Raw genomic sequence first — 26,721 nt, 5'->3', positions numbered from 1 at the left:
TCCTGAGAAGCCATTTGGTATGACTTTAATTCCGGGCGGTGCCTACATTATGGGTAAATCGGATGATGATTTAGCAAATGTGCAAGATGCGCCAACCAAAACAGTTACTGTTAGAGCGTTTTATATGGACGAAACTGAGATTACCAACAGCGAATACCGTCAGTTTGTAGAATGGGTTAAAGATTCTACGATAAGAGTTCGCTTGGCTATTTTAGCAGATGAAGTAGGACAAACAGCCGGTTCTGGAGGTAAAGGAGGTAAAGGAAATAAAAATGCAGGTAGTATTGGTGACTTTGCTTTTAATGATACTGATCCGGCGAAAATGACGCCATATGATAAATACATGTATGAGAATTATTACAGTGTTGGGACTGATGATGATCCTTATGCAGGCAGACGTCTGAACAGAAAAGTAAAATTGATTACTGATACTAGTAAATACCCCGATGAATATTATTCAGAAGTAATGGATACGATGTATTTGCCTCTGGCTGAATCATTCAACGGTTTGAGAACTATCGATGTAAGAAAATTGAAATTCCGTTATTCTTGGATGGACATTCAAGCGGCAGCGAAAGCTAAAGTTGGTAAAAGAAGTTCTTTCATCAGAACAGAACAACAAGAGGTTTATCCGGATACTACAGTATGGATCAAAGACTTTGCTTACTCTTACAATGAACCAATGCACAATGACTATTTTTGGCACCAGGCTTATGGAGAATATCCTGTAGTCGGAGTTTCTTGGAAACAAGCTAAAGCATTTTGTGCTTGGAGAACGTTAAATAAAAATGCGTATATTAAATCAAAAAAGAAAAAGAAAAGACCGGATTTAATTAATGCTTTCAGATTGCCTACAGAGGCAGAGTGGGAGTATGCAGCCAGAGGTGGTCTAGAATCTGGGACATATCCTTGGGGTGGTCCTTATGCAAAAAATGACAGAGGTTGTTTCTTAGCCAATTTCAAACCTAACAGAGGAGATTATGCGGCTGACCAAGCTTTATATACTGTTGAGGCTAAATCTTATGAGCCTAATGGTTATAACTTATACAATATGTCAGGAAACGTTGCCGAGTGGACAGATTCCTCTTATGATGCAGCAGCTTACGAGTATGTTTCTTCTATGAACCCTACGGTACAAGATGCGAAGAACATGAGAAAAGTAGTGCGCGGAGGTTCGTGGAAAGATGTAGCTTACTTTTTACAAGTAGGAACCAGAGATTTTGAATATGCTGATACGGCCAGAAGTTACATCGGCTTCAGAACAGTTCAAGATTATATGGGAACTCAAGTAACCAAAAACGGTAAAGCACCAAGAAAGTAATTTCAAAACCAACTTAATTATATTTAACTTAACTAACTAAAAAATTATTATTATGGCATTATTAAGCAAAAAAACAATGAATTTCGCTTACGGTATGGGAGCGGCTGTTGTAATTATTGGAGCATTATTCAAATTAATGCACTGGCCAGGTGCAAGTGCAATGCTTATTATAGGATTAGGTACTGAGGCATTAATTTTTGGATTGTCTGCCTTTGATCCTGTTGATAAAGAATTAGATTGGTCTTTGGTTTATCCTGAATTAGCAGGTGGAGAAGCAAAGGCAAGAGATAAAAAGAGTGAAGACCCTAAAGATGCTCAAGGATTATTGTCTCAAAAATTAGACAATATGTTGAAAGAAGCTAAAATCGACGGACAGTTGATGGAAAGCTTAGGAAACAGTATCAAAAACTTTGAAGGAGCTGCAAAAGCAATTTCACCTACAGTTGATTCTGTTGCTTCAACAAAAAAATATGCTGAAGAAATGACTAAAGCGGCAACTCAATTAGAAACTTTGAATGGTTTATACCAAGTTCAATTACAAAGCGCTGAGAGAAATGCACAAATCAACAATGAAGTTGCTGAAAACAATTTAAAATTAAAAGACCAAATGCAATCATTGACATCTAACTTACAAACATTAAATAATGTTTACGGTGGTATGTTGTCTGCAATGAGTAACAAAGGATAATTAGTTTTTGAACTATATTTTATTAACAAAACAATAAACTAATTAAAATGGCAGGAGGAAAACTAACCCCTAGACAGAAGATGATTAACCTAATGTACTTGGTTTTCATCGCGATGTTAGCATTAAATATGTCCAAAGAAGTATTGTCTGCTTTTGGTATCTTAAACAATAAAATTATTGAGTCAAACTCGATAGCTGATGTTAGAAATGATTCTTCATTTCAACAATTAGCCCAAAAAGCGGAAGATCAACCTTTACAATTTGGTGCCAAAAAAGAGAAAGTGCAAAAAATTAGAGCGCTATCTAAAGAATACACTACTTACATTGAGAATATCAAAACAGAATTCACCAAAGAATATGAAAGAGACGCAGATGGTAATTTACCATTTGAGGCTATGGACAAAGGTGATGCAGTTGATGAAAAATGGTTCGAAGGTGATAAGCCCTCAAAATCAGGTCAAGAGTTTTTAGACAAAATGAAAAATTTTGTAGTGCAATTAAAACAAATCGGAGGAAGCGCTATTGCTGATTCTGAAATGAAAAAAATTGAGAAAAGATTCGCAACTGAACCTGTTAAATCTAAGAATGCTGGTGCTACACTAGGATGGTTGGATTACAATTTCAAAGGTTTCCCACTAATTGCAACTGTTACTAAATTGTCTCAATTGCAAGCAGATGTTAAAACTACTGAAAGTGATATTATTGCCGGTATGTTCCAGTCTGACTTGGTTGCTGCAGCTTCCTTAACAGCTTATCAACCAATTGTTGTTCCGGATAAAACAGCTTTCTTCCAAGGAGAAGCAGTTACGGGTAAAATTATCTTAGGTAAATTTGATCCTAACTTAGTGGCAAAATCAGTTGTAGTTAATGGTAATTCTGTTAAAGCCGAAGCTGGTCAAGCTAAATTCTCTTTCGGAGCCGGAAATGTTGGTGAACATGAAATCAACGGTTCATTCAACTTCGACGAAAACGGAAAAGTTGTTAGTTTACCAATCAAAGGAAACTATGTAGTAGTCCCTAAACCAAAATCAGCTAACATTTCTGCTGACAAAATGAATGTTGTTTACCGTGGTTTACCAAACCCTATGACCATTTCATTTGCAGGTATCTCTGATGATAAAGTTAAAGCTTCAGCTCCTGGATTAGCTCCAGCTGGAGGTCCTGGTAAATATAACCTAAATCCTGGGTCAGGTACAGAAGTTACAGTTAATGTTTCCGCTCAATTACCGGATAAAACTTCGGTTTCTGATAAGAAAACATTCAGAATCAAAAATATTCCAGCACCTGCCGGAGCAATCGGTAAACAAGTTGGTGTTATCAAAGGAGCTAAATCTCGTTTAGAGGTTTCTCAAGTAACAGCTGAATTACAAGATTTCTTGTATGACTTAAACTTCCAAGTAACCCGTTTTACTTTTAAAGTTCCAGGTCAACCTGCAATCATTGTTACCGGTGACAGAGTTAATGCTCAATGTAAAGCTGCATTAGCAAGAGCCACAAGAGGTGATCAAATTATCATCTCTGAAATCAAAACTAAAATCATAGGTACTACAGCAAACATCGTTACAAAAGATGCTGCACCAGTAGCCTACGAAATACAATAATTTAAGTTGATATAAACCTACTTAAATAACTTAAATAATAGCATTATGAAAATTAAAAATCTTTTGTCAATAGTTTTTGTATCTGTATTGAGTGTAAATACTTTTGCTCAGTCTAATTTACTAAATGCAAAAACACCTGATGAAATAGGAAAGAAAACGCCTGCTCAATTAATTTCTGATAACGACAAACCACTTCCTTACGGTTATGTTCACGACAGAGATGTTTTGATGGGAAAAACAATCTGGGAGTTCATTGATATCGATGAGAGAATTAATTTTCCTTTGTATTATCCAATTGATACAGCTTTTGTTGGTAAAGACAGAAGATCATTGTTTGATGTGTTGTTAAAAGGGGTGAAAAGTGGAAAAATAACTGAAGTTTATGCAGATGATTATTTTAACACTAAAAAGACTTTCAAAGACGTCGGACCTTCATTGACTTTTATTGATACTACAGATGCCGGTAAAGATGAAATCAATAACTATTACGATGATTACATGTCGGGTAGAAAGGTTTTAGACAAGCAATTTATCGATCAAAGAGATTTGACTGCTCAAGATATTTCAGGTTACAAAATCAAAGGATATTGGTATTTTGACAAACGTCAAGGGGAATTAAAATACAGATTGCTTGGTATTTGTCCGGTTACTCCTGAGGCAAGAGATATCGGAAAGGAAAATGCAGATCCTATTGAGTTATTTTGGGTTTATTTCCCATCAATAAGAGATATTCTTCACGAAGCGAAAGCGTTTAACGATAAGAATTCTGCCATGCCGATTACATTTGACCATTTGCTAAATTCCCGTAGATTTAACGGAGTGATTTACAAAGAAGAAAATGTTTATGGCGACCGACAAGTTGCCGATTACATGAAAGACAACTCTCAAATGCAATTGTTAGAATCTGAACGTATCAAAGAAAAGATTCGTAGTTTCGAATCTGATATGTGGAATTACTAATATTATTTCATAAATTATACAAAACTCTCATCATTATGGTGAGAGTTTTTTTTAGCCCAAAACCATGCTCGATTATATTATTGTAGGTTCCGGTTTAGCCGGTATTGCTTTTGCCGAAACACTCTTGCAAAATCAAAAGTCTTTTGTGGTTTTTGAAAATCAGTCGCAAAACTCTTCACGAATTGCCGGTGGATTATACAATCCGGTTATATTAAAGCGTTTTAGCCAAGTTTGGGATGCAAACCGACAAATTGATATGGCCAACCGGTTTTACGCTCAAATCGAAGATAAACTCCAAATACAGGTCGATTTTAAGCTGCCTATCTATCGCAAGTTCTTTTCCATCGAAGAACAGAACAATTGGTTTGCCGCTTCTGACAAACCAACTTTAGCTCCTTTTCTTTCCACGCATATCATCCATAAAAAATACCAAGCTATCGACGCTCCATTCGGTTTTGGGGAAGTATTGCACACCGGTTACCTGGACACCGAAGTTTTTCTCGAGGCATACCACTCGTACTTGAAAAGCCTGAATGTTTTTCAATCTTTTGCTTTCGAATATGATAAAATACAATTTGAAGATAACACTGTTGTTTATGAGAAGTATCAAGCCAAACACATTGTTTTCGCCGAAGGTTTTGGCATGCACGCCAATCCGTATTTTAAAAATTTACCTTTAGACGGTACCAAAGGCGAATTATTTTTAATTAATGCACCCGACTTAGACTTAGATGTCATCATCAATACCAGTATCTTTATTCTGCCTTTAGGGAATAATTTATTCAAAGTAGGCGCGACTTACAATTGGGAAGACAAAACAGACTTGCCTACCGAAGACGGCAAAAAAGAGTTGGTTGAGCGAATCCAAGAAATTCTGAATTGTGATTTTGAAATTGTAGCACATCTTGCCGGTGTGCGACCAACAGTAAAAGACAGAAGACCATTGCTTGGAACTCATCCAGCACATAAAAGCCTACACATTCTTAACGGACTTGGCACTCGCGGTGTAATGCTCGCTCCGGCCATGGCATTGGATTTATTCGACTATATCGAAAACGGAAAACCATTAAATAAAAGTGTCGATATCCAAAGATATATTACTTCTTTTTAACGGCATCTTTGTCAAAGTGCACAAATATATTGATGTAAATGTTACGCGCTAATCGTGCTGTTACCGGCATCAATAACAATAAAGCCAAGATAATAGCCGCAAAAGAAGCAATCAAATCCAACCCAATGAAAACTTTGGCAATAATAAAAGCCGCCACGCCAATCGCCACAGTCAAAGCATAACTCACATACATAGCGCCATAAAAAAAGGAAGGCTCAATCTGATAATGCAATCCGCAGTGACTGCATTCCTCATGCATATCATAAATCTTCTTAAGATGATAAGGATTTGTGTCAACATACATACTTTCTTCTTGGCATTTCGGACAACTTCCTGTTAAAATGCTATTTAGTTTGGATCCTTTTTTTAACATTTGCAAAAATTTTTATTGGGAACTTTTCAGCCCTTTGGCTTTTCGTCTACAAAGGTACTTTTTAGAAATCTTTTGGCTGTAACTTTTGTAACAAATCATTATGTTAAACATACACAATTTATCGGTTTCTTTTGGTGGAACCTACCTTTTTGAAGAAGTAACCTTTCGCTTAGGCGCCGGCGACCGAGTAGGGTTGGTGGGAAAAAACGGCGCCGGGAAGTCCACCATGCTCAAAATTTTAGCCGGCGAATTCAAACCCGATTCCGGTCAGATAGCCACCGAAAAAGAAGTCAAAATTGGTTTTCTTCGCCAAGATATCGACTTTGTCAAAGGCCGAACCGTACTAGAAGAAGCTTACCAAGCTTTCGAAGAAATCAAAAAAGCCGAAAGCAAAATTGACGAAATCAACCACCAATTGGTGACCCGAACGGATTACGAAAGCCAAAGCTATTCCGAATTAATCGAGCAATTAAGCGATGTTACCCATCATTACGAAATTCTTGGCGGCTACAATTACGTAGGCGATACCGAAAAAATCCTCTTAGGTCTCGGTTTCAAAAGGGAAGATTTCAACAACCAAACCGATACCTTTTCAGGCGGATGGCGCATGCGTATCGAGTTGGCCAAACTCTTATTACAATCCAACGATATTTTATTGCTGGATGAGCCAACCAACCACTTAGACATCGAAAGTATCATTTGGCTCGAAGGTTTTTTAAGAAACTTTCCGGGCGTGGTAGTGATAGTGTCGCACGATAAAATGTTCCTCGACAACGTAACCAACCGTACCATAGAAATTTCCTTAGGTAAAGCCTACGATTTCAACAAACCGTATTCTCAATATTTGGTCTTGCGGGAAGAAATTCGCGAAAAACAATTGGCCACCCAAAAAAACCAACAAAAGAAAATAGAGGAAACCGAGAAACTCATCGAAAAATTCCGTGCCAAAGCCTCAAAAGCTTCCATGGCACAATCTTTAATCAAGAAATTGGATAAAGTAGAACGCATTGAAGTCGATGAAGACGACAATTCCGTCATGAATATCTCCTTTCCGGTGTCGCAAACCCCGGGTAGAGTAGTCATCGAAGCCGAACATGTGACCAAAGCTTACGGCGACAAAGTAATCTTAAAAGACATTTCACTTTTGGTGGAACGCGGCAGTAAAATTGCCTTTGTTGGTCAGAATGGGCAAGGAAAATCCACTTTTGTCAAAGCCATTGTAAACGAATTCAAATACGAAGGCAGCATCAAATTAGGCCATAACGTACAACTTGGGTATTTCGCCCAAAACCAAGCCGAATACTTAGACGGTGAAATTACCTTATTGGAAACCATGACCAATGCAGCCACCGATACCAATCGCTCTAAAGTGCGCGATATGCTCGGAGCCTTTTTGTTCCGTGGCGACGACGTAGAGAAAAAGGTCAAAGTGCTTTCCGGAGGCGAGCGCAATCGTTTGGCCTTGTGTAAACTGTTGTTACAACCCATCAACGTTTTGGTTATGGACGAACCTACCAATCACTTGGATATCAAATCTAAAAATGTACTCAAAGCTGCCCTTCAAAAATACGAAGGCACCTTGCTTTTAGTGTCGCACGACAGGGATTTTCTCCAAGGCATGTCCAATATCGTGTACGAATTCAAAGACCAAAAAATCAAGGAATATCTCGGCGATATCAACTTCTTCCTCGAGCAACGCAACGCCAGCAACATGCGCGAAATTGAGAAAAAAGATGTCGTAGTCGAAAATAAAACTACGGCCAAAAACCTTTCGTACGAAGACCAAAAAAAGAGCAAGTCTCTGCAAAACCGATTGAGCAAAATAGAAAGCCAAATCAAACAACTCGAAATCGACATTCAAAACGACGACAAAGAATTGGCTTCGAATTACGACAAACACATCGAAAACGCTAACTTTTTTGTGGCCTACAACAAAAAGAAATCAGAACTCGACCAACTCCTCGAAGATTGGGAAGCGGTGCAAAACGAAATCGATAGTTTGTAGCCTATCCGGCTTTTCGTTCCAAGTTTTTCCGCCAACAACACTATTTTATAAGGGTTTCAAGAGCTTCCGTTGGTCGCTTTGAAACCCTTTAAAATAGAAAGTCGTTGCCGCAAAAAGCTTTCCACTGCAATCCGGGCTAAGGTAGTAGTAACCGAACTTTTTGTATTTTTAAAACATGAAAACCACTTGGCAGCAAAATTTACACCTCTATATTTCCATACCTGTTGTTACGGTAGCCGCTTTGGTCTATGGTTGGCAACCCGATTTCCTTTTTGAAATGTCGACCCAAACCACAGACGAATCCAATATTTACAAAGCCATTATGGGATTGTATCTGTGCTTTGCCACTTTTTGGTTTATCGGACTCAAACAATACTCTTACTGGAAAGCCGCCACTTTGTCCAATATGCTCTTCATGTTCGGATTAACCTTGGGACGTTTGATTAGTTTTGCGGTTGACGGCATGCCATCAGTAGTATTGCTTTTAGGCACTATAGGCGAATTGACTTTGGCCATTTACGCTTATTGGCAATTCAAAAAAGCAGCCTGATTTAGGGCTTGTCAAAGACCAAGTTAATATAAGTAGTGTTTTTTTTTAGTGTCAAAGTTCACTCTACGGTTGGGTTGGTTTTGCAATTCAAAATTATCGTTTAACGTGCAGTTGTATTCCGCAAAAAGATAAGCTGTTTTGAATAAAATTATTGCGCATTAAAACAAAGTTTTTGTTATTTAAACGGATGGCGCTGTTGCCAAGTCAAACTCGGTTCTAATTGCGGGAATAGTTTAGGCATTAATCGGTTGATCCATTTGTTGGTGTGGTAAATAAAGCCCGACATCATTATCGGCTCAGCGCCTATTGAACTTTTAATTTCCAAAGCCGTTCTGCCGAAGATGATTTTTTTGAATCGGTTTTCTATGCCAAATTGTGTCATATTATACAACATGTTCAGGTACAACATTTTTTCTTTTTGAATTTGCTCGTCGTAGCCTAAAAAGTAAGTTTCCAAAGTATCGCCATTCAATAACAACGAGTGAAAACCCACTAACTTCCCCTCGTGGAAATAACCCACCAGTTTGAATCGTTCCCCACAATGCAATTTAAACTCCGAAAAGTGATTTTGGGCTAAGAAAAAAGTATTGAACGGCGCATTTTTGGCCACGAAATGATATAATTCATAGATGCGTTCTTCCAATACCATTATTTCATTAAACGACAGCTCTTTAATGTCAAGACCATCCGCTTTCTTATGAGCTCGTTTGTATTGGTCGCGGTATTTTTTGGAAAATGCACCAATATAATCGTCATTAGATTGCCATTTTTCCGGCAGTTCAAAAATCATATTGGGTTGGGTTTTGAACTCGTAAATCGTTTCAAAACCATATTGCTTCAATTCGTTTGAACAATGCTGATAAAAATCTTTAAAAGATACAATATGAATTTTTATTTGTTGTTGTTTGAAGTAAGTGGTAATAGTTTGTGCGCAGTTTAAAAGCAAATCGCTGATGCATTTAAAATCGATTGTTTTGGAAAAGGCATAGCCATTTTGTCCGGTAATCATATTGTTGCCTAAAAACAGCACATGGGAAGCAAAGTTTTTGAAAATAAAATTCCGAACATAGGTTTTCATACACCGATCTCGCTCTCCAAATGATTCGAGTTTATTTAAATCGAGGTATTGTGCCAAGGCTACACCTATCAGTTTTGAAGCTTCAAAAATCCCAATATAAAAACACTGCATATTGGTTGGCGCCGAATTTTCCAATACCTCTAAATAATGGGTTTGCAGAAAAATATTGTCCATAGCCACAACGTCCCAAGTTTTTGGGAGTTCCGAAATCGAAGCGTAAATTTGAAATGAGTAGCTATCCAACATAAAAAAATCGCCCTACAAATGTAGAGCGATTGGATTATAATAAAATGTTAATTATTGCCAACCGCAAAGGATTGCACCCATAATAGTAAGGGAAACAATCCAATAACCTGCGGTTATCATGATATATCTCCAAGATTTTTGTTCAAAAAGTCCGTTTATAGCTGTCATAGGTAAAGCCAAAAACAAACCGGTCATGAACCCATGTAAGGCGCCATGTTGGTAAGTTCTGAAAGCAGTTCCGTAATCAGCCATAAAGGCTGCATAGGATGGTTTAGCGGTTTCAATAAGTTCAGGTCCTCCAATCATTCCCAAAGCACCAAACTGGTGAATGACCAAAACAGGCATTAAAAAGGCCAACATAAAAGAAAACAAAATGGTCAAACCGAAAACCTTCAACATATTGGATTGCTTTGCTTTTTCTTCGGTCATCCCGGTTTCATTCATCCAAATAGTACCAAATACTTTTGGGTTGTACCATACGAATCCAACTAATAGTGTGACTAAAGTGGAAACTAAAACAGCGTAAAAATTAAAAGGCATAATGTTAGTTATTAATGGGTTAGTATTTCAAAGGTAAAGAATTATTTTTTTTAACAAGAAATCTTGGTATTTGTAAGATAATTATATAAAAAAATAAACCAAAAATGCATTTCGTCGATTTTTTTTGTTTTTAAACGTGTTTACCTATAAGTTTACACCGTCAATAACCCCAAATTTAAATGATATGAAATCTATTTTTACCTACGTAGCAGTACTTTTAGTATCTACATCAGTATTTGCTGAAATATCTTCTGCAGAAAAAAATGCTTTGCTAAAGTTATACAAAGCTACTAAAGGTTCGCAATGGACCAATAAATGGGATTTAAAATCACCTGTTTCGAGTTGGTATGGCATTGAAGTGAAAAACGATAAAGTTACCGGAATCAAATTGGTGAATAACAATTTAGTAGGAGAATTACCGGCTGAAATCGGAGATTTGACATCACTCGAAGTATTAAATCTTTTCCGTAATGACATTTCAGGCGTATTGCCTTCAACTATCGGAAACCTTAAAAACTTAATTAAATTAAATGTTGCTTTCAACAAAGTGTCAGGCGCTTTGCCGGAAACTTTAGGGAATGCTTCTCAACTTAAGTCGATAGAACTTCACATGAATCGTTTCACAGGTGCATTGCCTGTAGGGATTGGAAATTTAACCAATTTGGAAACATTGTCGTTATTCAATAACGAAATAGAAGGCTCAATACCTACTTCTTACTATCAACTTAAATCTTTAAAAGTATTATTGTTGAACAGTAACAAGTTAACCGGTAGATTAGAAAAAGAAGTTTCAAACTTGTCTTCATTGGAAACATTAAGTTTATTCGAAAACAAAATGGATGGTCAAGTGCCTTTCGATTTAGAAAAATTAAATAATTTGAAAGAAATGAATATTTCTTATAATATGTTCAATGGTTTTGTTTCAAGAAACTTGGCCAAATTAGATACCTTGAACATGACCATGATTAATGAACAAGGCGTTGCCACAACTTTAAAAGTGAGTATAGACAAAAACTCAGCTTTTGCTGCAGATGAATAAAAATAATTTTGGATTGGTTTAATAATAAAGGAGGTCTCAAGTTAATTGAGGCCTTTTTTTATTCCGCGGCCACTAATTTAGAAGTACTTCTATAAATGTATTCGTTGTAAATATGTCTTCTCGCAAAACGACTTGGTGATTCTGCATTGATCATTTTGATATATACCGGTCTCAAAACACCAAAGTATTCAAAAGAATTCCCGTCTAAGAAAGTGATGTATAAAACGCTATTCTCATAATAAAAATCGGCGATATTAGTACTTGAGGTAATTCGGCTGTATTCTGCTTTGTCTTTTTCTAATGTTTCCGGCGCTATACTAACCAAAAAGTGATACGCTGCAATAATCTCTTTGCTTTTTTCTTCCGCCAAAAGACGTTCCTCTTCATCCGCTATAGCATCCGGATGACAATCCTTCATGCTGTTTCGATAAATGGTTTTAAGTTCTTTTAAAGTAGCTGTCTTGGTAACGCCGAGTAACGCTCTGTACTCGACAATTTTTTTCATGTTCATATAGCTGAAAGGTAACCTTTTAGGGTTTTTTAATTTTTGGCAAAAGTAGTTCTTTACTTTAGATATAAGAGCAGTCTTTAGAAAATTAATTTATTTTTAGCTTAAATAGCTTGTAAGTGTCGATTTTCGTTGTATATTTGCACTCGAAACAGCGCGGGATAGAGCAGTAGGCAGCTCGTCGGGCTCATAACCCGAAGGTCACAGGTTCGAGTCCTGTTCCCGCTACTAACTCAAAGCCATCCATTTTTTGGGTGGCTTTTTTACATTAATCCTGTTTCACAGTAACGCATGGAACAAAAACACAAAGCAGGCTTCGTCAATATTATCGGAAACCCAAACGTGGGTAAATCAACACTAATGAATGCCTTTGTGGGCGAACGATTGTCTATCATAACCTCCAAAGCGCAAACCACTCGTCACCGAATTTTAGGGATAGTGAATGGAGCCGATTTCCAAGTAGTGCTTTCTGACACACCCGGAATCATCAAACCGGCTTATGAAATGCAAAAATCGATGATGGACTTTGTGAAATCGGCTTTTGAAGATGCGGATGTTTTGATTTATATGGTAGAAATTGGCGAGAAAGAACTAAAAGACGAAGACTTTTTCAACAAAATTATCCATTCAAAAATTCCGGTTTTGTTGTTGCTGAATAAAATCGATAAATCCAACCAAGAACAATTAGAAGAACAAATCGATTTGTGGAAAGCCAAGGTTCCTAATGCCGAGATTTTTCCGATTTCGGCACTTGAGAATTTCAATGTAAAAGAAGTCTTTGCCCGAATTTTAGATTTACTTCCGGTATCGCCACCTTATTATCCTAAAGATGCATTGACCGATAAACCGGAGCGTTTCTTTGTCAACGAAACCATCCGTGAAAAAATCTTATTGAACTACGACAAAGAAATTCCATACGCCGTAGAAATCGAAACTGAAGAGTTTTTGGAAGACGATAAAATCATTCGAATCCGCTCCGTCATTATGGTAGAGCGCGATACCCAAAAAGGGATTATCATCGGGCACAAAGGTGCCGCTTTGAAAAAAGTCGGAATGCAATCTCGAGCAGATTTAGAGCAGTTTTTCGGCAAGCAAATCCATATCGAATTGTACGTTAAAGTCAATAAAGACTGGCGAAGTAATGCTTTCCAATTGCGTCGTTTTGGATACAATCAAAAGTAATCAGTCTTTGATCACGTCTAAAAAGATGGCTTCGAGTTCTTCCATTTGAGGATGTCCTTTTTCTCGAATCTGTCGGGCAATGACATAGAGTAAAAACCATACAATCACCATAATAAACATCACCACTAAATCCATGGTCATGGGTTCGTTAAGCGTGTAATTAGAAAAAGCAAACATACCGAACAGTATAAAAACGCCGGCTACTACAAAGTGCAAAAAGACAAACATCGTCCAAAGCGTTTGGTCAGGTCCAAATAACCCTCGGATGTGAGTAGCATTTTTTTCATTTCCTTCTTTTTCTTCCAGTTCAATGCTCAAGTGAGGTGACCAATACTGCCTTTTTTCAGCAGAAAAAGTAAATTGTATATGATTGTTTCTCACCTTCATTAAGAAATCACCGGAGTTGTTTTTTTGTCTGTAGTTGACAAATTTCTCTCTGACAATTTCTATGTTTTGTTCGAGGTCTTTAAAAAACCGAGGGCGAAGTCTGACTTCATGTTGAGTGTCCATAAAAATCGGTTTATTGTTGGTTAATGGTATACTAAAAATAATAAAATAATTGAATTTGTGCTCTTTAATACTACCTTTGCACCATATTTAAAATGATTATGAACAATATTGTAGCCATAGTTGGAAGACCTAATGTAGGGAAATCGACTTTTTTTAACCGTTTAATCAAAAGAAGAGAAGCTATTGTTGACTCTGTCAGCGGTGTAACTCGTGATAGAAATTACGGCAAAAGCGAATGGAACGGTAAAGAGTTTTCTGTAATTGATACCGGTGGTTACATCAAAGGTTCTGATGATATTTTTGAAGGTGAAATCCGTCGTCAGGTCGAATTGGCCATTGATGAAGCCGATGCTATTATTTTTGTAGTAGATGTTGAGGAAGGCATTACACCTATGGATGCCGAGGTTGCCAAGCTTTTAAGAAAAGTAACCAAACCGATTTTATTAGCGGTTAACAAAGTTGACAATGCCATGCGCGAAAAAGACGCTGTGGAATTTTATAATTTAGGATTAGGCGAATATTACACTATTGCCAGTATCAGCGGCAGCGGAACAGGAGAATTGTTAGATAAATTGGTTGAAGTGTTACCGGAACTACCGGAAGTAACCGAAGAAGAAGCTGCATTGCCAAGGTTTTGTGTAGTAGGTCGTCCGAACGCCGGAAAATCGTCATTCATTAATGCTTTAATTGGAGAAGACCGATTCGTAGTTACCGACATCGCAGGAACCACTCGTGATTCTATAGACACCAGATACAACCGTTTTGGTTTCGAATTTAACTTAGTAGATACTGCCGGAATCCGCAGAAAAGCCAAAGTAAAAGAAGACTTAGAGTTTTACTCTGTTATGCGTTCGGTGCGTGCTATTGAGCATTCCGATGTTTGTATTCTTTTAATAGATGCCACTCGTGGTTTTGAAGGACAAGACCAAAGTATTTTTTGGCTGGCCGAAAAAAACCGTAAAGGCGTTATCATCTTAGTCAACAAATGGGATTTGGTAGAAAAAGACACCATGTCAACCCGCGATTACGAAGCCAAAATTCGTGAAGAATTACAACCGTTTACCGATGTGCCTATTATTTTTACTTCGGCTTTAACCAAACAACGTTTGTTAAAAGCTTTAGAAGAAACCGTAAAGGTTTTCGAAAACAGAAAACAAAGAATCCCAACCTCTAAGTTCAACGACTATATGTTGAAGTTGATTGAAGCCTATCCGCCACCGGCTTTGAAAGGTAAATATGTGAAAATTAAATATTGCATGCAGTTGCCAACCCCAACACCTCAGTTTGTGTTTTTTGCCAATTTACCGCAATACGTCAAAGAACCGTACAAACGCTTTTTAGAAAATAAAATCCGTGAAAACTGGGATTTCTCCGGTGTTCCGATTGATATTTACATCCGTGAAAAGTAAAAATGTTAAAGTTTCGTAAGAAATTTTTTCAATCCATACTAAAATCAGAATTTAGCCGTTATTATTCTTTTTCTATCCAATAATAACTGCTAAATTTTTTTTATGCCAAAATCGCTTTACTTAGCTTTAACTGTTCTGTTTACTTCACTTGCTTTTGCACAATCTACCGTTTCCTTAAAAGGAAAAGTTGTTGATCAAACTACCAAACTGCCCATAGAATCGGCTACAGTGTATCTTACCGCTACTAAAGATTCTTCCATTGTAGATTACACCATCACCAACAAAATGGGTGCGTTTTCCTTTAAAATTAAAAAGACAGACAAACCTGTAGCACTCAAAGTATCATACATCAGTTATCAGGATTTCAAAGAAGAAATGACTTCTTTAAACAACGATAAAGATTTTGGCATTATAGAACTTAAAGAAGCCACCAACCAATTAGACGAAGTGGTTGTAAAAGCCGAGATTCCACCTATTCGCATCAAAAAAGATACTTTGGAGTTTAATGCTTCTTCCTTTAAAGTCGGTGCCGATGCGAATGTCGAAGCGCTACTCAAACAATTACCCGGAGTAGAAATCACACCCGAAGGGAAAATCACTGTCAACGGACAGGAAGTCAATAATATTTTGGTGAATGGGAAACCTTTCTTCGGGAAAGACGGGAAAATAGCCACCCAAAATTTGCCGGCTGAGCTTATCGATAAAGTCCAAGTGGTGGATACCAAAACCAAAGCGGAAGAAATTTCAGGCGAAGCATCGGGTTCACAAGAAAAAACTATCAATCTTACCATACAAGAAGAAAAAAATAAAGGTTTTTTCGGTAAAATCGTTGCCGGAACAGGTTCAGACAAACGGTATGAATCGAGTTTGTTGCTCAATTATTTCAAGGGCGAACAAAAAGTGAGCGTTTTGGCTTCTTCTAACAACATCAATTCTATCGGGTTTTCTATGGATGAAGTCTTTGATAATATGGGCGGTGGCAGAAATTCATCAGTGTATTACAACGACGATGGGAGTTTTGGCATCAATAATATGTCGTTCGGTGGTAATCGTGGCATTACCCGATCCAATTTGGTTGGCGTCAATTACCAAGACAAATGGTTTAAAAAAGTTGACCAAAGCGGCAGTTATTATTTCTCTAATGCTGCAACTGAAAATGCGACCAGAACCGATCGTACTAACCTGTTGCCGGAAGGGCGAACTTTTACCAATTCCAATGCAATAACCAAAAGCGGCAGTGACGGTCATAACCTTAACCTTGATTTTGAAATTGCAATAGATTCTTTGAATACATTGTATATCAATCCCAAATTTCAAAAAACCAAAAATTACAACAGGGCTACCAGAAACCAACTAACCGTGAATGAAGCATTAGAAGAGCTGAATTCGAGTACTAATGATGATTACAGCGAAAACGAATTCAACTCTTTTGGTGCTGATGCGAGTTATAACAAAAAGTTTTTAAAGAAAAGCAGAGGCTTATCGGTGAATTTTGAATCCGAATTCCAACGCAGGAATGATTTTTTAAATACCAATTCGGCCACCCTTTTTACCGATTCCACGCCCGATGATATTCGGAACCAAAACCAAAGGGATAAAAGCAACAACGACTTTGTTAAACTCGAAGTGCGATTTGGCGAGCCTTTGACTGATTCGCTTCGGTTGAGTTTGACCTCGGAAGTGACTTATCGCAACATCAAAAACACACTGAATACCTTTGATTTTGATGGTGTGGATTATGCCGATTTCAACGATTTACAATCGAATGAAACCTTCTCAAAAGCCAGCACTTTTTTCCCGTCAACCGGATTGATATTAGGTAAATCCAAAACCAACGGTCGCATTAATATCGGTCCCGAGTTTGTATCATTTGATGCTCGTTCGAACTACTTGGGTATAATAACCAACCGCAATAAAAATTATGTTTTCCCAAGGATAAAAGGATACATCAGTCACCGCATGGGGAAATCAAAATCGATTTATTCCTTCTATGATTTTGGGGTGCAATTGCCGCAAGCGAATCAGGTATTACCGGTGGAAAATTTATCAAATCCGTTAAGTACTTTTGTCGGGAATGATAATCTTAAACCTACTCAAAAGCACAATTTGTACTTTAGTTTCAACGATTACGATTACCAAAGTCGTTCCGGTTATTATATTTATTCGGGCTTTAATTTGAGTCAAGATGCCGTAGTGTCATCCACTGTTTTTGATAACAATTTTAAAGCCACGACGACTTTTCAAAACGTTGACGTGGTTTACAACTCGTATTTCGGAGTGAACTGGAACAAGTCGTTTAAAAAGGAAAAGAGAACGTTGCGTTACGGTGCCGGAATTAATTTTAATTACGATTCCAACAAAGGATTGACCAATGCGGTTGAATTTGAGTCGAAAGGGTTACAAATTAATCCGAGAGTCAATTTAACTTGGAGCATAGACGAATTAATTACCATAGCACCGAGTTATCGTTACACCTTAAATACCACCGAATACAAGAATTACATCATAGATAACGCCCAAAATTTTGTTCATAATGCTAAATTAGAAATCACGTCTTATGTGCCTAAAAAGTTTGTTATTGGCAGTGATTTCGGATATAATTATAATTCTAACATAGCCGATGGCTATAAAAAAGATTTCTATTTATGGAATATGAGTTTGGGGTATAACTTTTTTAAAGACCAGTTTTTGGCCAAAGTCAAAGTGTATGATTTATTAGATCAAAACCAAAATGCCACCAGAACCATTACGCCAACAGCCATTATCGATTCTGAGAATATAGTATTGCAACGCTACGTCATGTTCTCACTAACGTATAAACTCGAAAAGTTTGGCGGAAAGAAAAAAGGAGAAGGCGGAATAATGATAATGGATTAAATAAAAAACACGGTCTCGTCAAAAGCGAGACCGTGTTTTTTTTGTCTGTTTAGGACGAATGAATACTGCAACTGACATTACCAACCGCCACTTGCTCCACCGCCACCGAAGCCGCCGCCGCCGCCGAAGCCACCAAAACCACCTCCAGAAGAACCACCTCCGAAGCCACCACCAAAACCACCTCCGCCACCGCGACCTAGACTGCTTAAGATAATGATATCGGCTAAGTCAAAGCCGCCGCCGCGATTGCCGTGATTTCCTGCTCCACCATTACCTTTGTTTTTTGCAATAATGATAATAATAACTATAATTATGATAATAATCGGTAGTATTGGAAATCCACCTTTCTTGTCTTTTTTTTCAGCTTTGAATTCACCTTTTAAGACTTGTGCAATGGCTGTTGTTCCTTTGTCAATTCCTTCGTAAAAGTTGTTGTTTTTAAATTCAGGTTTTACAATAGTTTCAATTATTCTTCGAGACAATGCATCTGTTAATAAATGCTCAGTTCCATAACCAGCTTGTATGGTCATTTTACGGTCATCTTTTGCAATAAGAAATACTACTCCATTATCTTTTCCTTTTTGACCGATTTCCCATTTATGTCCTAAGTCGGTTGCATAACGGGCAATATCTTCCCCTTGAGTAGTTGGAACAATCATTACAAAGATTTCTGTAGAAGTACTTTCGTAATAACTTCTCAGCTTATCATATAGTCCTTTCTTCTGTTCTTCACTTAATGTTTTTGTGCTGTCGATTATTGGAGGAATAAAAGATGGTTTTTCAGGTATTTTTAATTGTGCTAAAGATGATAGGCAATTAAAAAATATGGTAGCTAACAAAAGAAGTCTCGAAAGGTTTTTAAAATATTTTTTCATTTATCCTTTTGAAATTTCGTTTGATAATTCGTCTGTGTCACCATCTTGATAGGGAAAGTATTTTTGAAGTTGTTCACCGGCTCTGAGTATTCCTTCTACTAAACCTTGTTTGTAATGACCTTCTTTGAAATTTTTGGTCATAACATCACGCGTACAGTCCCAAAAGTCATTCGGAACCAAATCGTTAATGCCTTTGTCGCCGCAAATCACAAAATGTTTGTCTTTGACCGCCAAATAAATTAAAACCCCGTTTTTCAACTCGGTTTCATCCATTTTTAACAAATGGAAAACTTCCATCGCCCGTTCAAACGGTTCGATGGAAGTGTGTTTTTCTATATGTACTCTAATTTCACCCGAAGTATTTTTTTCGGCCATGCGAATAGCTTCCACAATTTCTTGCTCTTCTTCTGGGGTTAAAAAATCTTCAACTTTTGACATTTATTTAGATGCTTCTTTATTTTTCGAACGCTTTTTTTACACTAGGTGCTTTTTCAGCCCCTGCATCAGATTTAAATCGGGCAATTTCGTTGAAACCAAATATTTTTGCAAAAATTACGCTTGGAAAACTCTTGATTTTTTTGTCATAAACATTGGCTGCGTCATTAAATCTATCTCTTTCTACATTAATTCTGTTTTCTGTTCCTTCAATTTGAGATTGTAACTCTAAAAATGCTTGAGTTGTTTTTAATTCTGGATATCTTTCTACAGAAACTAATAGTCTCGATAAGGCTCCAATTTCTTGATTTTTGGCTTGTTGGAATTGCGCCATTTGTTCAGGAGTAACATTTGTTGGGTCAATGTTTATCGATGTAGCTTTGGAACGAGCATTTGTTACTGCTTCGAGGGTTGACTTTTCAAAATTTGCCGACTCTTTTACGGTAGCAACCAAATTATCAATAAGGTCATTTCTTCTCTGATATGCACTTTCTACTTTTGACCAAGCAGTTTTAGTATCTGCTTGTACACCAACTAATCCATTGTATGATGTTATTGCAAATATTATAAGTATTCCAACAATAATCCAAGGTAAAAATTTTTTAAAATCCATGTTTGTTTTTAATTTAAGGTTTGTTATTAGTTTTTAAATTGCTTTGATTGTTACAAAAACCAAGCCTAAAGTTGGTTCTTAATGTTTAATAATTGGGCTTTCACCGTTTCCAATTTGCTGATGATTTCAAATTTGTCCAAAGTTTTCTTTTGGCCTTCTTTTAAATGCGTTCTTGCACCGTCGAGCGTAAACCCACGTTCTTTAACCAAATGATAAATCAGTTGTATATTTTTCACATCTTCCGGCGTGAACATGCGGTTGCCTTTGGCGTTTTTCTTGGGTTTCAGGATATCAAATTCCTTGTCCCAAAAACGAATCAACGAAGCATTCACATTAAAAGCTTTAGCCACTTCGCCTATGCTGTAATATCTTTTTCCTTCTTTTAACTCTATATGCATAGTGTTTTTGTTTTGCTATGTTTATAAAACCTGAACTTAGTCAAGCGATTGATTCTCCTGATTTGCCAATTTCGAAATCACGGTGTATTCTGCAGCCGAGATATTTCCATAGTAAAAATTCAAAGGATTGACCACTTTGCCGTCTTTGTGCACTTCATAATGCAAATGCGGTGCTTCACTTCGGCCGGTGCTTCCTACATATCCAATGATGTCACCTCGTTTTACTCTTTGTCCGCGTTTGACTTTGTATTTACTCAAATGCGCATACAAGGTCAAGTAGCCATAACCATGACTAATTTCAATATGATTCCCGAAACCTGATTTCGAGTTGTCGGCACTTTTTACTACTCCGTCACCGGTCGCAAAAATCGGTGTTCCCGTTTTAGCGGTGAAATCCATGCCTTCATGCATCTTACGCACTTTGGTAAACGGATCACTGCGATAACCAAATCCCGAAGCCACTCGCTTCATTTGCTCATTCTTCACCGGTTGTATAGCCGGAATGGCCGAGAGTAACTTGTTTTTTTCTTTCGCCAATTTCAATATTTCATCCAACGACTTCGACTGAATCGCCAATTCTTTGGCAATCACATCCACGCGTTTGGAAGTGTTAATCACCAATTCTGAATTGTCAAAACCTTCCAACTCTTTGTATCGATTTACTCCGCCAAAACCTGCTTTGCGCTGCTCTGCCGGAATAGGAGAAGTATTAAAATAGGCTCTGTATATGTTATTGTCGCGCTCTTCTACATCAGCTAATACTTCTTCGACTTGGTCTATTTTTTTATTCAAAATCGCATACCGCAACTTTAGGGTTTCAATTTCGCGGGCTTGTAATCGGTCTTTGGGCGTTTCCAAATAGGAACTGTTCAATAAAACCACAAAACACAAAAAACCAAACAATCCTGATGACAGTAAAAACAACCCGATGTATCCCAGTTTTTTGGATAGTTTCGGCTTGATTTTTCGGTAAGCCAAACTTTCGGTATCGAAATAATACTTTACTTTTTTCGCCATCTTTGATTTTATACTATTTTTGTGCTTGTTTTAAGAAAACATTGGTTATACGAACAAATTTAACAAATGTTTCAGTCAAACCCTAAATTTATTTAGCCTGTCCCGAAGTTTCGAGAGTTTATGGCTTTTAGGAGCGAAACTTTGGTTCAATTGCTAAACCATTTTCCCGCTTTCCGTTACAATCTTTTTTACAAAAAGGATTTTCACTGCAATCGGGGCTAAACAGTAAGCCGTTTTTTTAAAATCTAAGTAGTCAAAAGATCTAACTATCTAACCATCTAAAATGAAATCACAAGACATTCGAAAAGCATACTTACAATTTTTTGAAAGCAAAGGTCACTTAATCGTGCCTTCAGCACCTATCGTTTTAAAAGACGATCCAACCCTAATGTTCAACAACTCGGGGATGGCACAGTTCAAAGAATATTTTTTAGGCAACGGTACTCCTAAAAGCAAACGTATTGCCGATACCCAAAAGTGTCTACGTGTTTCAGGAAAACACAACGACTTGGAAGATGTAGGTTTCGATACTTACCACCATACCATGTTTGAAATGTTAGGCAACTGGTCCTTTGGTGATTACTTCAAGAAAGAAGCCTTGGCTTGGGCTTGGGAATTCTTAACCGAAGTATTGAAATTAGACAAAGACCGTTTATACGTTTCCGTTTTCGAAGGCAATCCTGCCGAGAATGTAGCGTTCGACCAAGAGGCATTCGATATTTGGAAACAATACGTTTCAGAAGATAGAATCATTTTAGGCAATAAAAAAGACAACTTTTGGGAAATGGGCGACCAAGGACCATGCGGACCATGTTCCGAAATCCACATCGATTTGAGAACCGATGCCGAAAGAGCTGTCGTTTCAGGACGAAGTTTGGTAAACGCCGATCATCCGCAAGTAGTAGAAATTTGGAACAATGTGTTCATGGAATTCAACCGCAAAGCGGATGGTAGTTTGGAAAAATTACCGGCACAACACGTGGATACCGGAATGGGATTTGAGCGCTTGTGTATGGCCATGCAAAACGTAACTTCCAACTACGACACGGATGTTTTTACACCATTGATTGCCAAAATTGAAGAAATTACAGGATTAAAATACACTTCCAACGAAGTAAAAAATATTTCGGAAGCCCAAAACAAAACCAATATAGCGATTCGCGTAATCGTGGATCACGTTCGCGCCGTAGCTTTTGCCATTGCCGACGGACAGTTACCATCAAACGGTGGCGCCGGTTATGTGATTCGAAGAATTCTTCGTCGGGCTATTCGTTACGGTTTTACTTTCTTAAATACCAAAGAACCTTTCATCAATAAATTGGTTCCTGTTTTAGCGGAACAAATGGGCGAGTTTTTCCCGGAAATCAAATCGCAACAACAGTTGGTGACCAATGTTATCCGAGAGGAAGAAGCTTCTTTCTTAAGAACGTTGGACCAAGGTTTGCAATTGTTAGAGAATGTAGTTTCTCAAACCAATGGCACTGAAGTTCCGGGCGCTAAAGCCTTTGAATTATACGATACTTTCGGCTTTCCAAAAGATTTGACCGCTTTGATTTTAAAAGAAAAAGGCATGTCGTTCAACGAAAGTGAATTCGATGCGTCTATGCAAGAACAAAAAAATCGTTCACGCGCCGCTTCCGAAGTATCAACCGAAGACTGGAAAGTTTTAATTCCGGGTAACGTGGAAACATTCGTTGGTTACGACCAAACCGAAAACGAAGTCAAAATCACCCGAATCCGTAAAGTTGATTCAAAAAAAGATGGTGTTTTATACCAAATTGTTCTCAATAACACGCCATTCTATCCGGAAGGCGGAGGACAAGTAGGCGATAAAGGCATTTTGGTTTCTGCTAATGAAACGATTCACATCATCGACACCAAAAAGGAAAACAACTTGATTTTGCATTTCGCCAAACAATTACCCGAAAATATAGAAGCTACTTTTATAGCGAAAGTCAATACTGATTTGAGAACTTCCACTTCTAAAAATCACTCGGCTACGCATTTGATGCACTTGGCTTTGAGAACTGTTTTAGGAACTCACGTGGAGCAAAAAGGGTCGTTGGTGAATCCGAATTATTTGCGTTTCGATTTTTCGCACTTCAGTAAAGTCACTGATGAAGAATTGCGACAGGTGGAAGCCAATGTGAATGCCCAAATTGAAGCCCAACTCCAATTAAACGAATACCGAAACATCCCGATTCAAGAAGCTATGGCCAAAGGCGCTATGGCGTTGTTCGGAGAAAAATACGGCGACACGGTTCGCATGATTGAATTCGGCGACAGTAAAGAACTCTGTGGTGGCATTCACGTGAAAAACACGGCAGATATTTGGCATTTCAAAATCGTTTCAGAAGGCGCAGTTGCGGCAGGAATTCGTCGTATAGAAGCCATCACAGGTGAGGCAGTTAAGGATTTCTTTGCCCAACAAGAAAATGCTTTGGCCACAATTAAAGACACTTTAAAAAATCCTCAAGATACTCTCAAAGCCGTGGTTTCGTTACAAGATGAAAATGCCAAATTGAAAAAGCAAATAGAGCAGTTGTTGAAAGAAAAAGCCAAAAACTTGAAAGGTGAATTGACGGCACAGTTACAAGAGATTAATGGCGTGAAATTCATAGCCACTCAAGTCGATTTAAATGCTGAAGGGGCGAAAGATTTGGCTTATGAATTAGGCAATTTGGGCACTAATTTATTCTTGGTTTTAGCCACAGCTGAGGAAGATAAACCGATGTTGACTTGTTATATATCCAAAGAATTGGTGGCCGAGAAAAACTTAAACGCCGGTCAGGTAGTTCGTGAATTAGGAAAATACATCCAAGGCGGCGGCGGCGGACAACCGTTTTTTGCTACGGCAGGTGGGAAAAATGCAGCCGGTATAAAAGAAGCATTGGAAAAAGCAGTTGACTTTATACAATAATCGCATGAAAAAGTTAGTATTGATTTTATCCCTATTGACTATTGTTTTAACCTCTTGTTCCGGTAGTGATGATTCTGAAGGACAAGTTGCATTGTTGAATTTTCCGAGTAAAACCATCGATTATTACCAAGACAGCGGCAATACTGTTGGTTCAAGAGAAGGTACTTTCAATTATAACGGGGATAAGCTTAATGAAATTTTCTATAACGCAGCGCAAAGAAAGGTGTTTACTTATACCGGAGATTTTATCACTAAGGTTGAATTCTATGAAGCCGGGGTGTTAAGATTCATTGAAAATTTTAGTTACAATAACGGAAAGTTGAGTGTTTATGAAAAGTTTGACTTGTTGACTAACAGAAACGAAAATATTGTTTACACGCAGCAAGCAGACGGAACAATTTCCTACCAAAAACTAATTTACACCAACTCAGTTTCAAATCCGACTGAAACAATTACCGGGACACTATTTTTTGCGAACGGGAATTTGGTCAAAGACGATTATGTGTATACTTTCAATAATTCGAGTACCAATGAAATAAACTACATTGAAAGAATATTGCAATATGATTCGAAGATTAATCCCTATAAAAACATCAAAGGTTTCTCTTTGTTATTACCATGGATTAATGAAATCAATACCAATAATTTGATTTTGGATTACAGTTATGTCGAGGCTTTTATGAACGGAGTACAGTTTACCAATTATGTCATTGCAAAAGAATATGAATTGCAATACGACGAACGACAGTTACCAACCAGATTTGATTATTATACCAATGAGGAATTGGGAGGAAATACACTCTACTTAACCCGAATCACTAACGTAACTTATTAGAGTATTTCCCTAGCTTTATTTGAAACAAAACCCATTCAATCAACTACTTGAATGGGTTTTGTTTTATCGACGAACGGTAATTTAATAGTCAAAATTTACCGAATAACAGATTTATTTACACTATATCGAAAATTTTTTCCTCAGCAATGTTGCTTTTCTACATTTGAATCGTAATCAAAAAGCCCCAGCCATTGATTATCCCTAAAACTACTAATGCGTCATGAAAAAAGTATTCCAATACCTATTCCTTTCTTTAATCGTATCCTCTTTTGTTTCTTGCTCAAGTGACAGTGATTCTGATTCACCTGTATTATTAAGAAAGTTGACATCATTGAATATGGGTCAAAATTCAAATTACACTTTTTCATACAACGGAACAAAACTTACCAAAGTTGCTTTCCAAATAGAAGCTGTTTCTGATGGTTCGGGATATGATTTATATGCTTACAATGGCAACTTGATTTCTGAAGTTAAAAGATATAATGCTGCTAATCAAAATACGGCTACAACAAGTTTTACATACAACAGTAATAATCAATTGATACAAGTCGTAAAAGTACAACCTGCAAACAACTACGGTTTTAAAAACACCTTTACATACAATGCAGATGGTTCAGTAACGGTAAACGGATTTAGCGGCAATGCATCGGTTCAAAATAGTCCTTCTGACATAGTAGAAAAATATTATTTCTTCAACGGAGAAGTAACTCAAAAAGAGTTTATCTCAAATACTGTTAACTTCAGTGTTGCCTATGCTTATGACAATGCTAATCATCCGTTGCAAAATGTAACCGGAATTAATGCCATCAAGTTATACAGCTTTATCGCAGACGGTTTATTCGGAATGCAACACAATGTAACCCAACGAATCACAACCGTTTCCGGAGAATCTCCAATCGAGTTAATCTTAGAAGCAGATTATAATAACAACAATTACCCGGTAGCAATTTACAGTGCCGACGGGCAATACCAACATCAATTTACATATTTCAAATAATTCAAATCAAACACTATTTCCCAAAACCCTTTCACCTGTCAATGAAAGGGTTTTATTTTTTGTATTTTTGAAGCAAACTGAAAGTTATGGATTTCACCACCAAAGTACCGGTTAAGCTATATGAGTTTCCCATAAACTACGATTCATCATTGTTGTCGTTAGGTTCTTGTTTTGCTGAAAATATGGGAGAGAAGTTCGATTATTTTAAATTCCGAATCAATACAAATCCTTTCGGAATTATATTTAATCCGGTTTCCATTGAGAGGTTGGTTGAAAGAGTAGTAAATAAAAAATCATTTACAGAAGCAGATATTTTTTTTCAAAACGATGTCTGGCAGAGTTATGAAGTGCATTCCGAATGCAGTCAGTCTGATAAGGATACTTTATTACAACAGCTAAATACAAGTGCCGAAAACATGTACCGCCAAATTACGGAAGCGACTCATATTATAATTACTTTCGGAACATCATGGGTTTACAGATTAAAAACAACCAACGAAATTGTAGCCAATTGCCATAAAGTTCCCCAAAAAGAATTTTCCAAAGAAATCTTATCGCCCGAAACCATTCAGCAATCTATCCAAAATACAATGGATTTGATTCGCCAAATCAACCCCGATTGTCGTTTTATTT

Annotated in this window: 25 protein-coding genes and 1 tRNA gene; 16 read left to right on the top strand and 10 right to left on the bottom strand. The window is 37.3% G+C overall.

What is annotated here, in order from left to right; all coding sequences use genetic code 11:
* From gldK to ACIQ32_RS05735, 5 genes are all read left to right on the top strand, one after another.
* Positions 1–1,321: gliding motility lipoprotein GldK (gldK, locus tag ACIQ32_RS05755; protein ID WP_396194739.1), on the top strand; the 1,321-nt coding region annotated here is incomplete at its 5' end.
* A gap of 52 nt (positions 1,322–1,373) precedes the next feature.
* Positions 1,374–2,009 carry a gliding motility protein GldL gene (gene gldL, locus ACIQ32_RS05750; RefSeq protein WP_396194738.1) on the top strand — a complete coding sequence of 212 codons (636 nt, stop codon included), beginning with the start codon at positions 1,374–1,376 and terminating at the stop codon, positions 2,007–2,009.
* Between the two features lie 47 nt (positions 2,010–2,056).
* Positions 2,057–3,610, top strand: a complete 1,554-nt coding sequence (gene gldM / locus ACIQ32_RS05745) for a gliding motility protein GldM (RefSeq protein WP_396194737.1) — start codon at positions 2,057–2,059, stop codon at positions 3,608–3,610.
* Between the two features lie 45 nt (positions 3,611–3,655).
* The gene (gene gldN, locus ACIQ32_RS05740; RefSeq protein ID WP_396194736.1) at positions 3,656–4,570 is read left to right on the top strand and encodes a gliding motility protein GldN; all 915 of its coding nucleotides are present in this window, start codon (positions 3,656–3,658) and stop codon (positions 4,568–4,570) included.
* A 64-nt stretch (positions 4,571–4,634) separates the two neighbouring features.
* Complete coding sequence (locus ACIQ32_RS05735) at positions 4,635–5,681, top strand: NAD(P)/FAD-dependent oxidoreductase (protein ID WP_396194735.1); 1,047 nt, start codon at positions 4,635–4,637, stop codon at positions 5,679–5,681.
* Here ACIQ32_RS05735 and ACIQ32_RS05730 read toward each other — a convergent pair.
* On the bottom strand, positions 5,668–6,054 hold the full coding sequence (locus ACIQ32_RS05730) for a DUF983 domain-containing protein (RefSeq protein ID WP_396194734.1): 387 nt from the start codon (positions 6,052–6,054) through the stop codon (positions 5,668–5,670). The two genes, ACIQ32_RS05735 and ACIQ32_RS05730, sit on opposite strands and share 14 nt — an antisense overlap.
* Before the next feature lie 100 nt (positions 6,055–6,154).
* Between ACIQ32_RS05730 and abc-f the strand changes: the two genes are divergently transcribed.
* Entirely contained in the window at positions 6,155–8,059 is a 1,905-nt protein-coding gene (gene abc-f / locus ACIQ32_RS05725; protein WP_396194733.1) for a ribosomal protection-like ABC-F family protein, read from the top strand.
* A 175-nt stretch (positions 8,060–8,234) separates the two neighbouring features.
* On the top strand, positions 8,235–8,609 hold the full coding sequence (locus ACIQ32_RS05720) for a DUF4345 domain-containing protein (protein WP_396194732.1): 375 nt from the start codon (positions 8,235–8,237) through the stop codon (positions 8,607–8,609).
* Between the two features lie 175 nt (positions 8,610–8,784).
* Here ACIQ32_RS05720 and ACIQ32_RS05715 read toward each other — a convergent pair whose 3' ends face one another.
* Positions 8,785–9,933: an 8-amino-7-oxononanoate synthase gene (locus ACIQ32_RS05715; protein WP_396194731.1), complete on the bottom strand. Its 1,149-nt coding sequence runs from the start codon at positions 9,931–9,933 to the stop codon at positions 8,785–8,787.
* A gap of 51 nt (positions 9,934–9,984) precedes the next feature.
* Positions 9,985–10,473, bottom strand: coding sequence for a DUF1761 domain-containing protein (locus ACIQ32_RS05710; protein ID WP_396194730.1), 489 nt, complete (start codon positions 10,471–10,473; stop codon positions 9,985–9,987).
* A gap of 184 nt (positions 10,474–10,657) precedes the next feature.
* Here ACIQ32_RS05710 and ACIQ32_RS05705 point away from each other — a divergent pair, with 184 nt between their 5' ends.
* Entirely contained in the window at positions 10,658–11,512 is an 855-nt protein-coding gene (locus tag ACIQ32_RS05705) for a Two component regulator three Y domain protein (protein WP_396194729.1), read from the top strand.
* Between the two features lie 58 nt (positions 11,513–11,570).
* On the opposite strand, the gene ACIQ32_RS05700 is transcribed toward ACIQ32_RS05705, so the two are convergent.
* Positions 11,571–12,017, bottom strand: coding sequence for a KTSC domain-containing protein (locus ACIQ32_RS05700; protein ID WP_396194728.1), 447 nt, complete (start codon positions 12,015–12,017; stop codon positions 11,571–11,573).
* A 158-nt stretch (positions 12,018–12,175) separates the two neighbouring features.
* Here ACIQ32_RS05700 and ACIQ32_RS05695 point away from each other — a divergent pair.
* Together ACIQ32_RS05695 and era are read left to right on the top strand one after the other, a co-directional pair.
* A tRNA-Met gene (locus ACIQ32_RS05695) sits at positions 12,176–12,248 on the top strand.
* A 63-nt stretch (positions 12,249–12,311) separates the two neighbouring features.
* On the top strand, positions 12,312–13,202 hold the full coding sequence (gene era / locus ACIQ32_RS05690; RefSeq protein WP_396194727.1) for a GTPase Era: 891 nt from the start codon (positions 12,312–12,314) through the stop codon (positions 13,200–13,202).
* Here the strand turns inward: era and ACIQ32_RS05685 are convergent, their stop codons facing one another.
* On the bottom strand, positions 13,203–13,712 hold the full coding sequence (locus ACIQ32_RS05685) for a hypothetical protein (RefSeq protein ID WP_396194726.1): 510 nt from the start codon (positions 13,710–13,712) through the stop codon (positions 13,203–13,205).
* Between the two features lie 98 nt (positions 13,713–13,810).
* Here ACIQ32_RS05685 and der point away from each other — a divergent pair, with 98 nt between their 5' ends.
* Together der and ACIQ32_RS05675 are read left to right on the top strand one after the other, a co-directional pair.
* Positions 13,811–15,121, top strand: coding sequence for a ribosome biogenesis GTPase Der (gene der / locus ACIQ32_RS05680; RefSeq protein ID WP_396194725.1), 1,311 nt, complete (start codon positions 13,811–13,813; stop codon positions 15,119–15,121).
* 102 nt (positions 15,122–15,223) lie between these two features.
* Positions 15,224–17,998 carry an outer membrane beta-barrel protein gene (locus ACIQ32_RS05675; protein ID WP_396194724.1) on the top strand — a complete coding sequence of 925 codons (2,775 nt, stop codon included), beginning with the start codon at positions 15,224–15,226 and terminating at the stop codon, positions 17,996–17,998.
* Between the two features lie 77 nt (positions 17,999–18,075).
* Here ACIQ32_RS05675 and ACIQ32_RS05670 read toward each other — a convergent pair whose 3' ends face one another.
* From ACIQ32_RS05670 to ACIQ32_RS05650, 5 genes are all read right to left on the bottom strand, one after another.
* The gene (locus ACIQ32_RS05670; protein ID WP_396194723.1) at positions 18,076–18,873 is read right to left on the bottom strand and encodes a TPM domain-containing protein; all 798 of its coding nucleotides are present in this window, start codon (positions 18,871–18,873) and stop codon (positions 18,076–18,078) included.
* Positions 18,874–19,311, bottom strand: coding sequence for a TPM domain-containing protein (locus tag ACIQ32_RS05665; protein WP_396194722.1), 438 nt, complete (start codon positions 19,309–19,311; stop codon positions 18,874–18,876).
* Between the two features lie 16 nt (positions 19,312–19,327).
* Positions 19,328–19,921: a LemA family protein gene (locus ACIQ32_RS05660; protein WP_396194721.1), complete on the bottom strand. Its 594-nt coding sequence runs from the start codon at positions 19,919–19,921 to the stop codon at positions 19,328–19,330.
* A gap of 65 nt (positions 19,922–19,986) precedes the next feature.
* Positions 19,987–20,319, bottom strand: coding sequence for a MerR family transcriptional regulator (locus ACIQ32_RS05655; protein WP_396194720.1), 333 nt, complete (start codon positions 20,317–20,319; stop codon positions 19,987–19,989).
* A gap of 36 nt (positions 20,320–20,355) precedes the next feature.
* Positions 20,356–21,336 carry a M23 family metallopeptidase gene (locus tag ACIQ32_RS05650; protein ID WP_396194719.1) on the bottom strand — a complete coding sequence of 327 codons (981 nt, stop codon included), beginning with the start codon at positions 21,334–21,336 and terminating at the stop codon, positions 20,356–20,358.
* 283 nt (positions 21,337–21,619) lie between these two features.
* Between ACIQ32_RS05650 and alaS the strand changes: the two genes are divergently transcribed.
* The 4 genes from alaS to ACIQ32_RS05630 all read left to right on the top strand — a co-directional run.
* The gene (gene alaS, locus ACIQ32_RS05645) at positions 21,620–24,256 is read left to right on the top strand and encodes an alanine--tRNA ligase (protein WP_396194718.1); all 2,637 of its coding nucleotides are present in this window, start codon (positions 21,620–21,622) and stop codon (positions 24,254–24,256) included.
* A gap of 4 nt (positions 24,257–24,260) precedes the next feature.
* Positions 24,261–25,091 (top strand): hypothetical protein, encoded by an 831-nt coding sequence (locus tag ACIQ32_RS05640; protein ID WP_396194716.1) that lies wholly within the window; start codon positions 24,261–24,263, stop codon positions 25,089–25,091.
* Between the two features lie 220 nt (positions 25,092–25,311).
* Entirely contained in the window at positions 25,312–26,088 is a 777-nt protein-coding gene (locus ACIQ32_RS05635) for a hypothetical protein (RefSeq protein WP_396194715.1), read from the top strand.
* A gap of 86 nt (positions 26,089–26,174) precedes the next feature.
* A partial coding sequence (locus tag ACIQ32_RS05630) for a GSCFA domain-containing protein (protein WP_396194714.1) occupies positions 26,175–26,721 on the top strand: 547 nt, incomplete at its 3' end.

It is taken from the genome of Flavobacterium sp. (genome assembly GCF_044373165.1).
Taxonomy (GTDB): Bacteria; Bacteroidota; Bacteroidia; order Flavobacteriales; family Flavobacteriaceae; genus Flavobacterium.
This window is presented reverse-complemented; position numbering and strand designations above follow the sequence as displayed.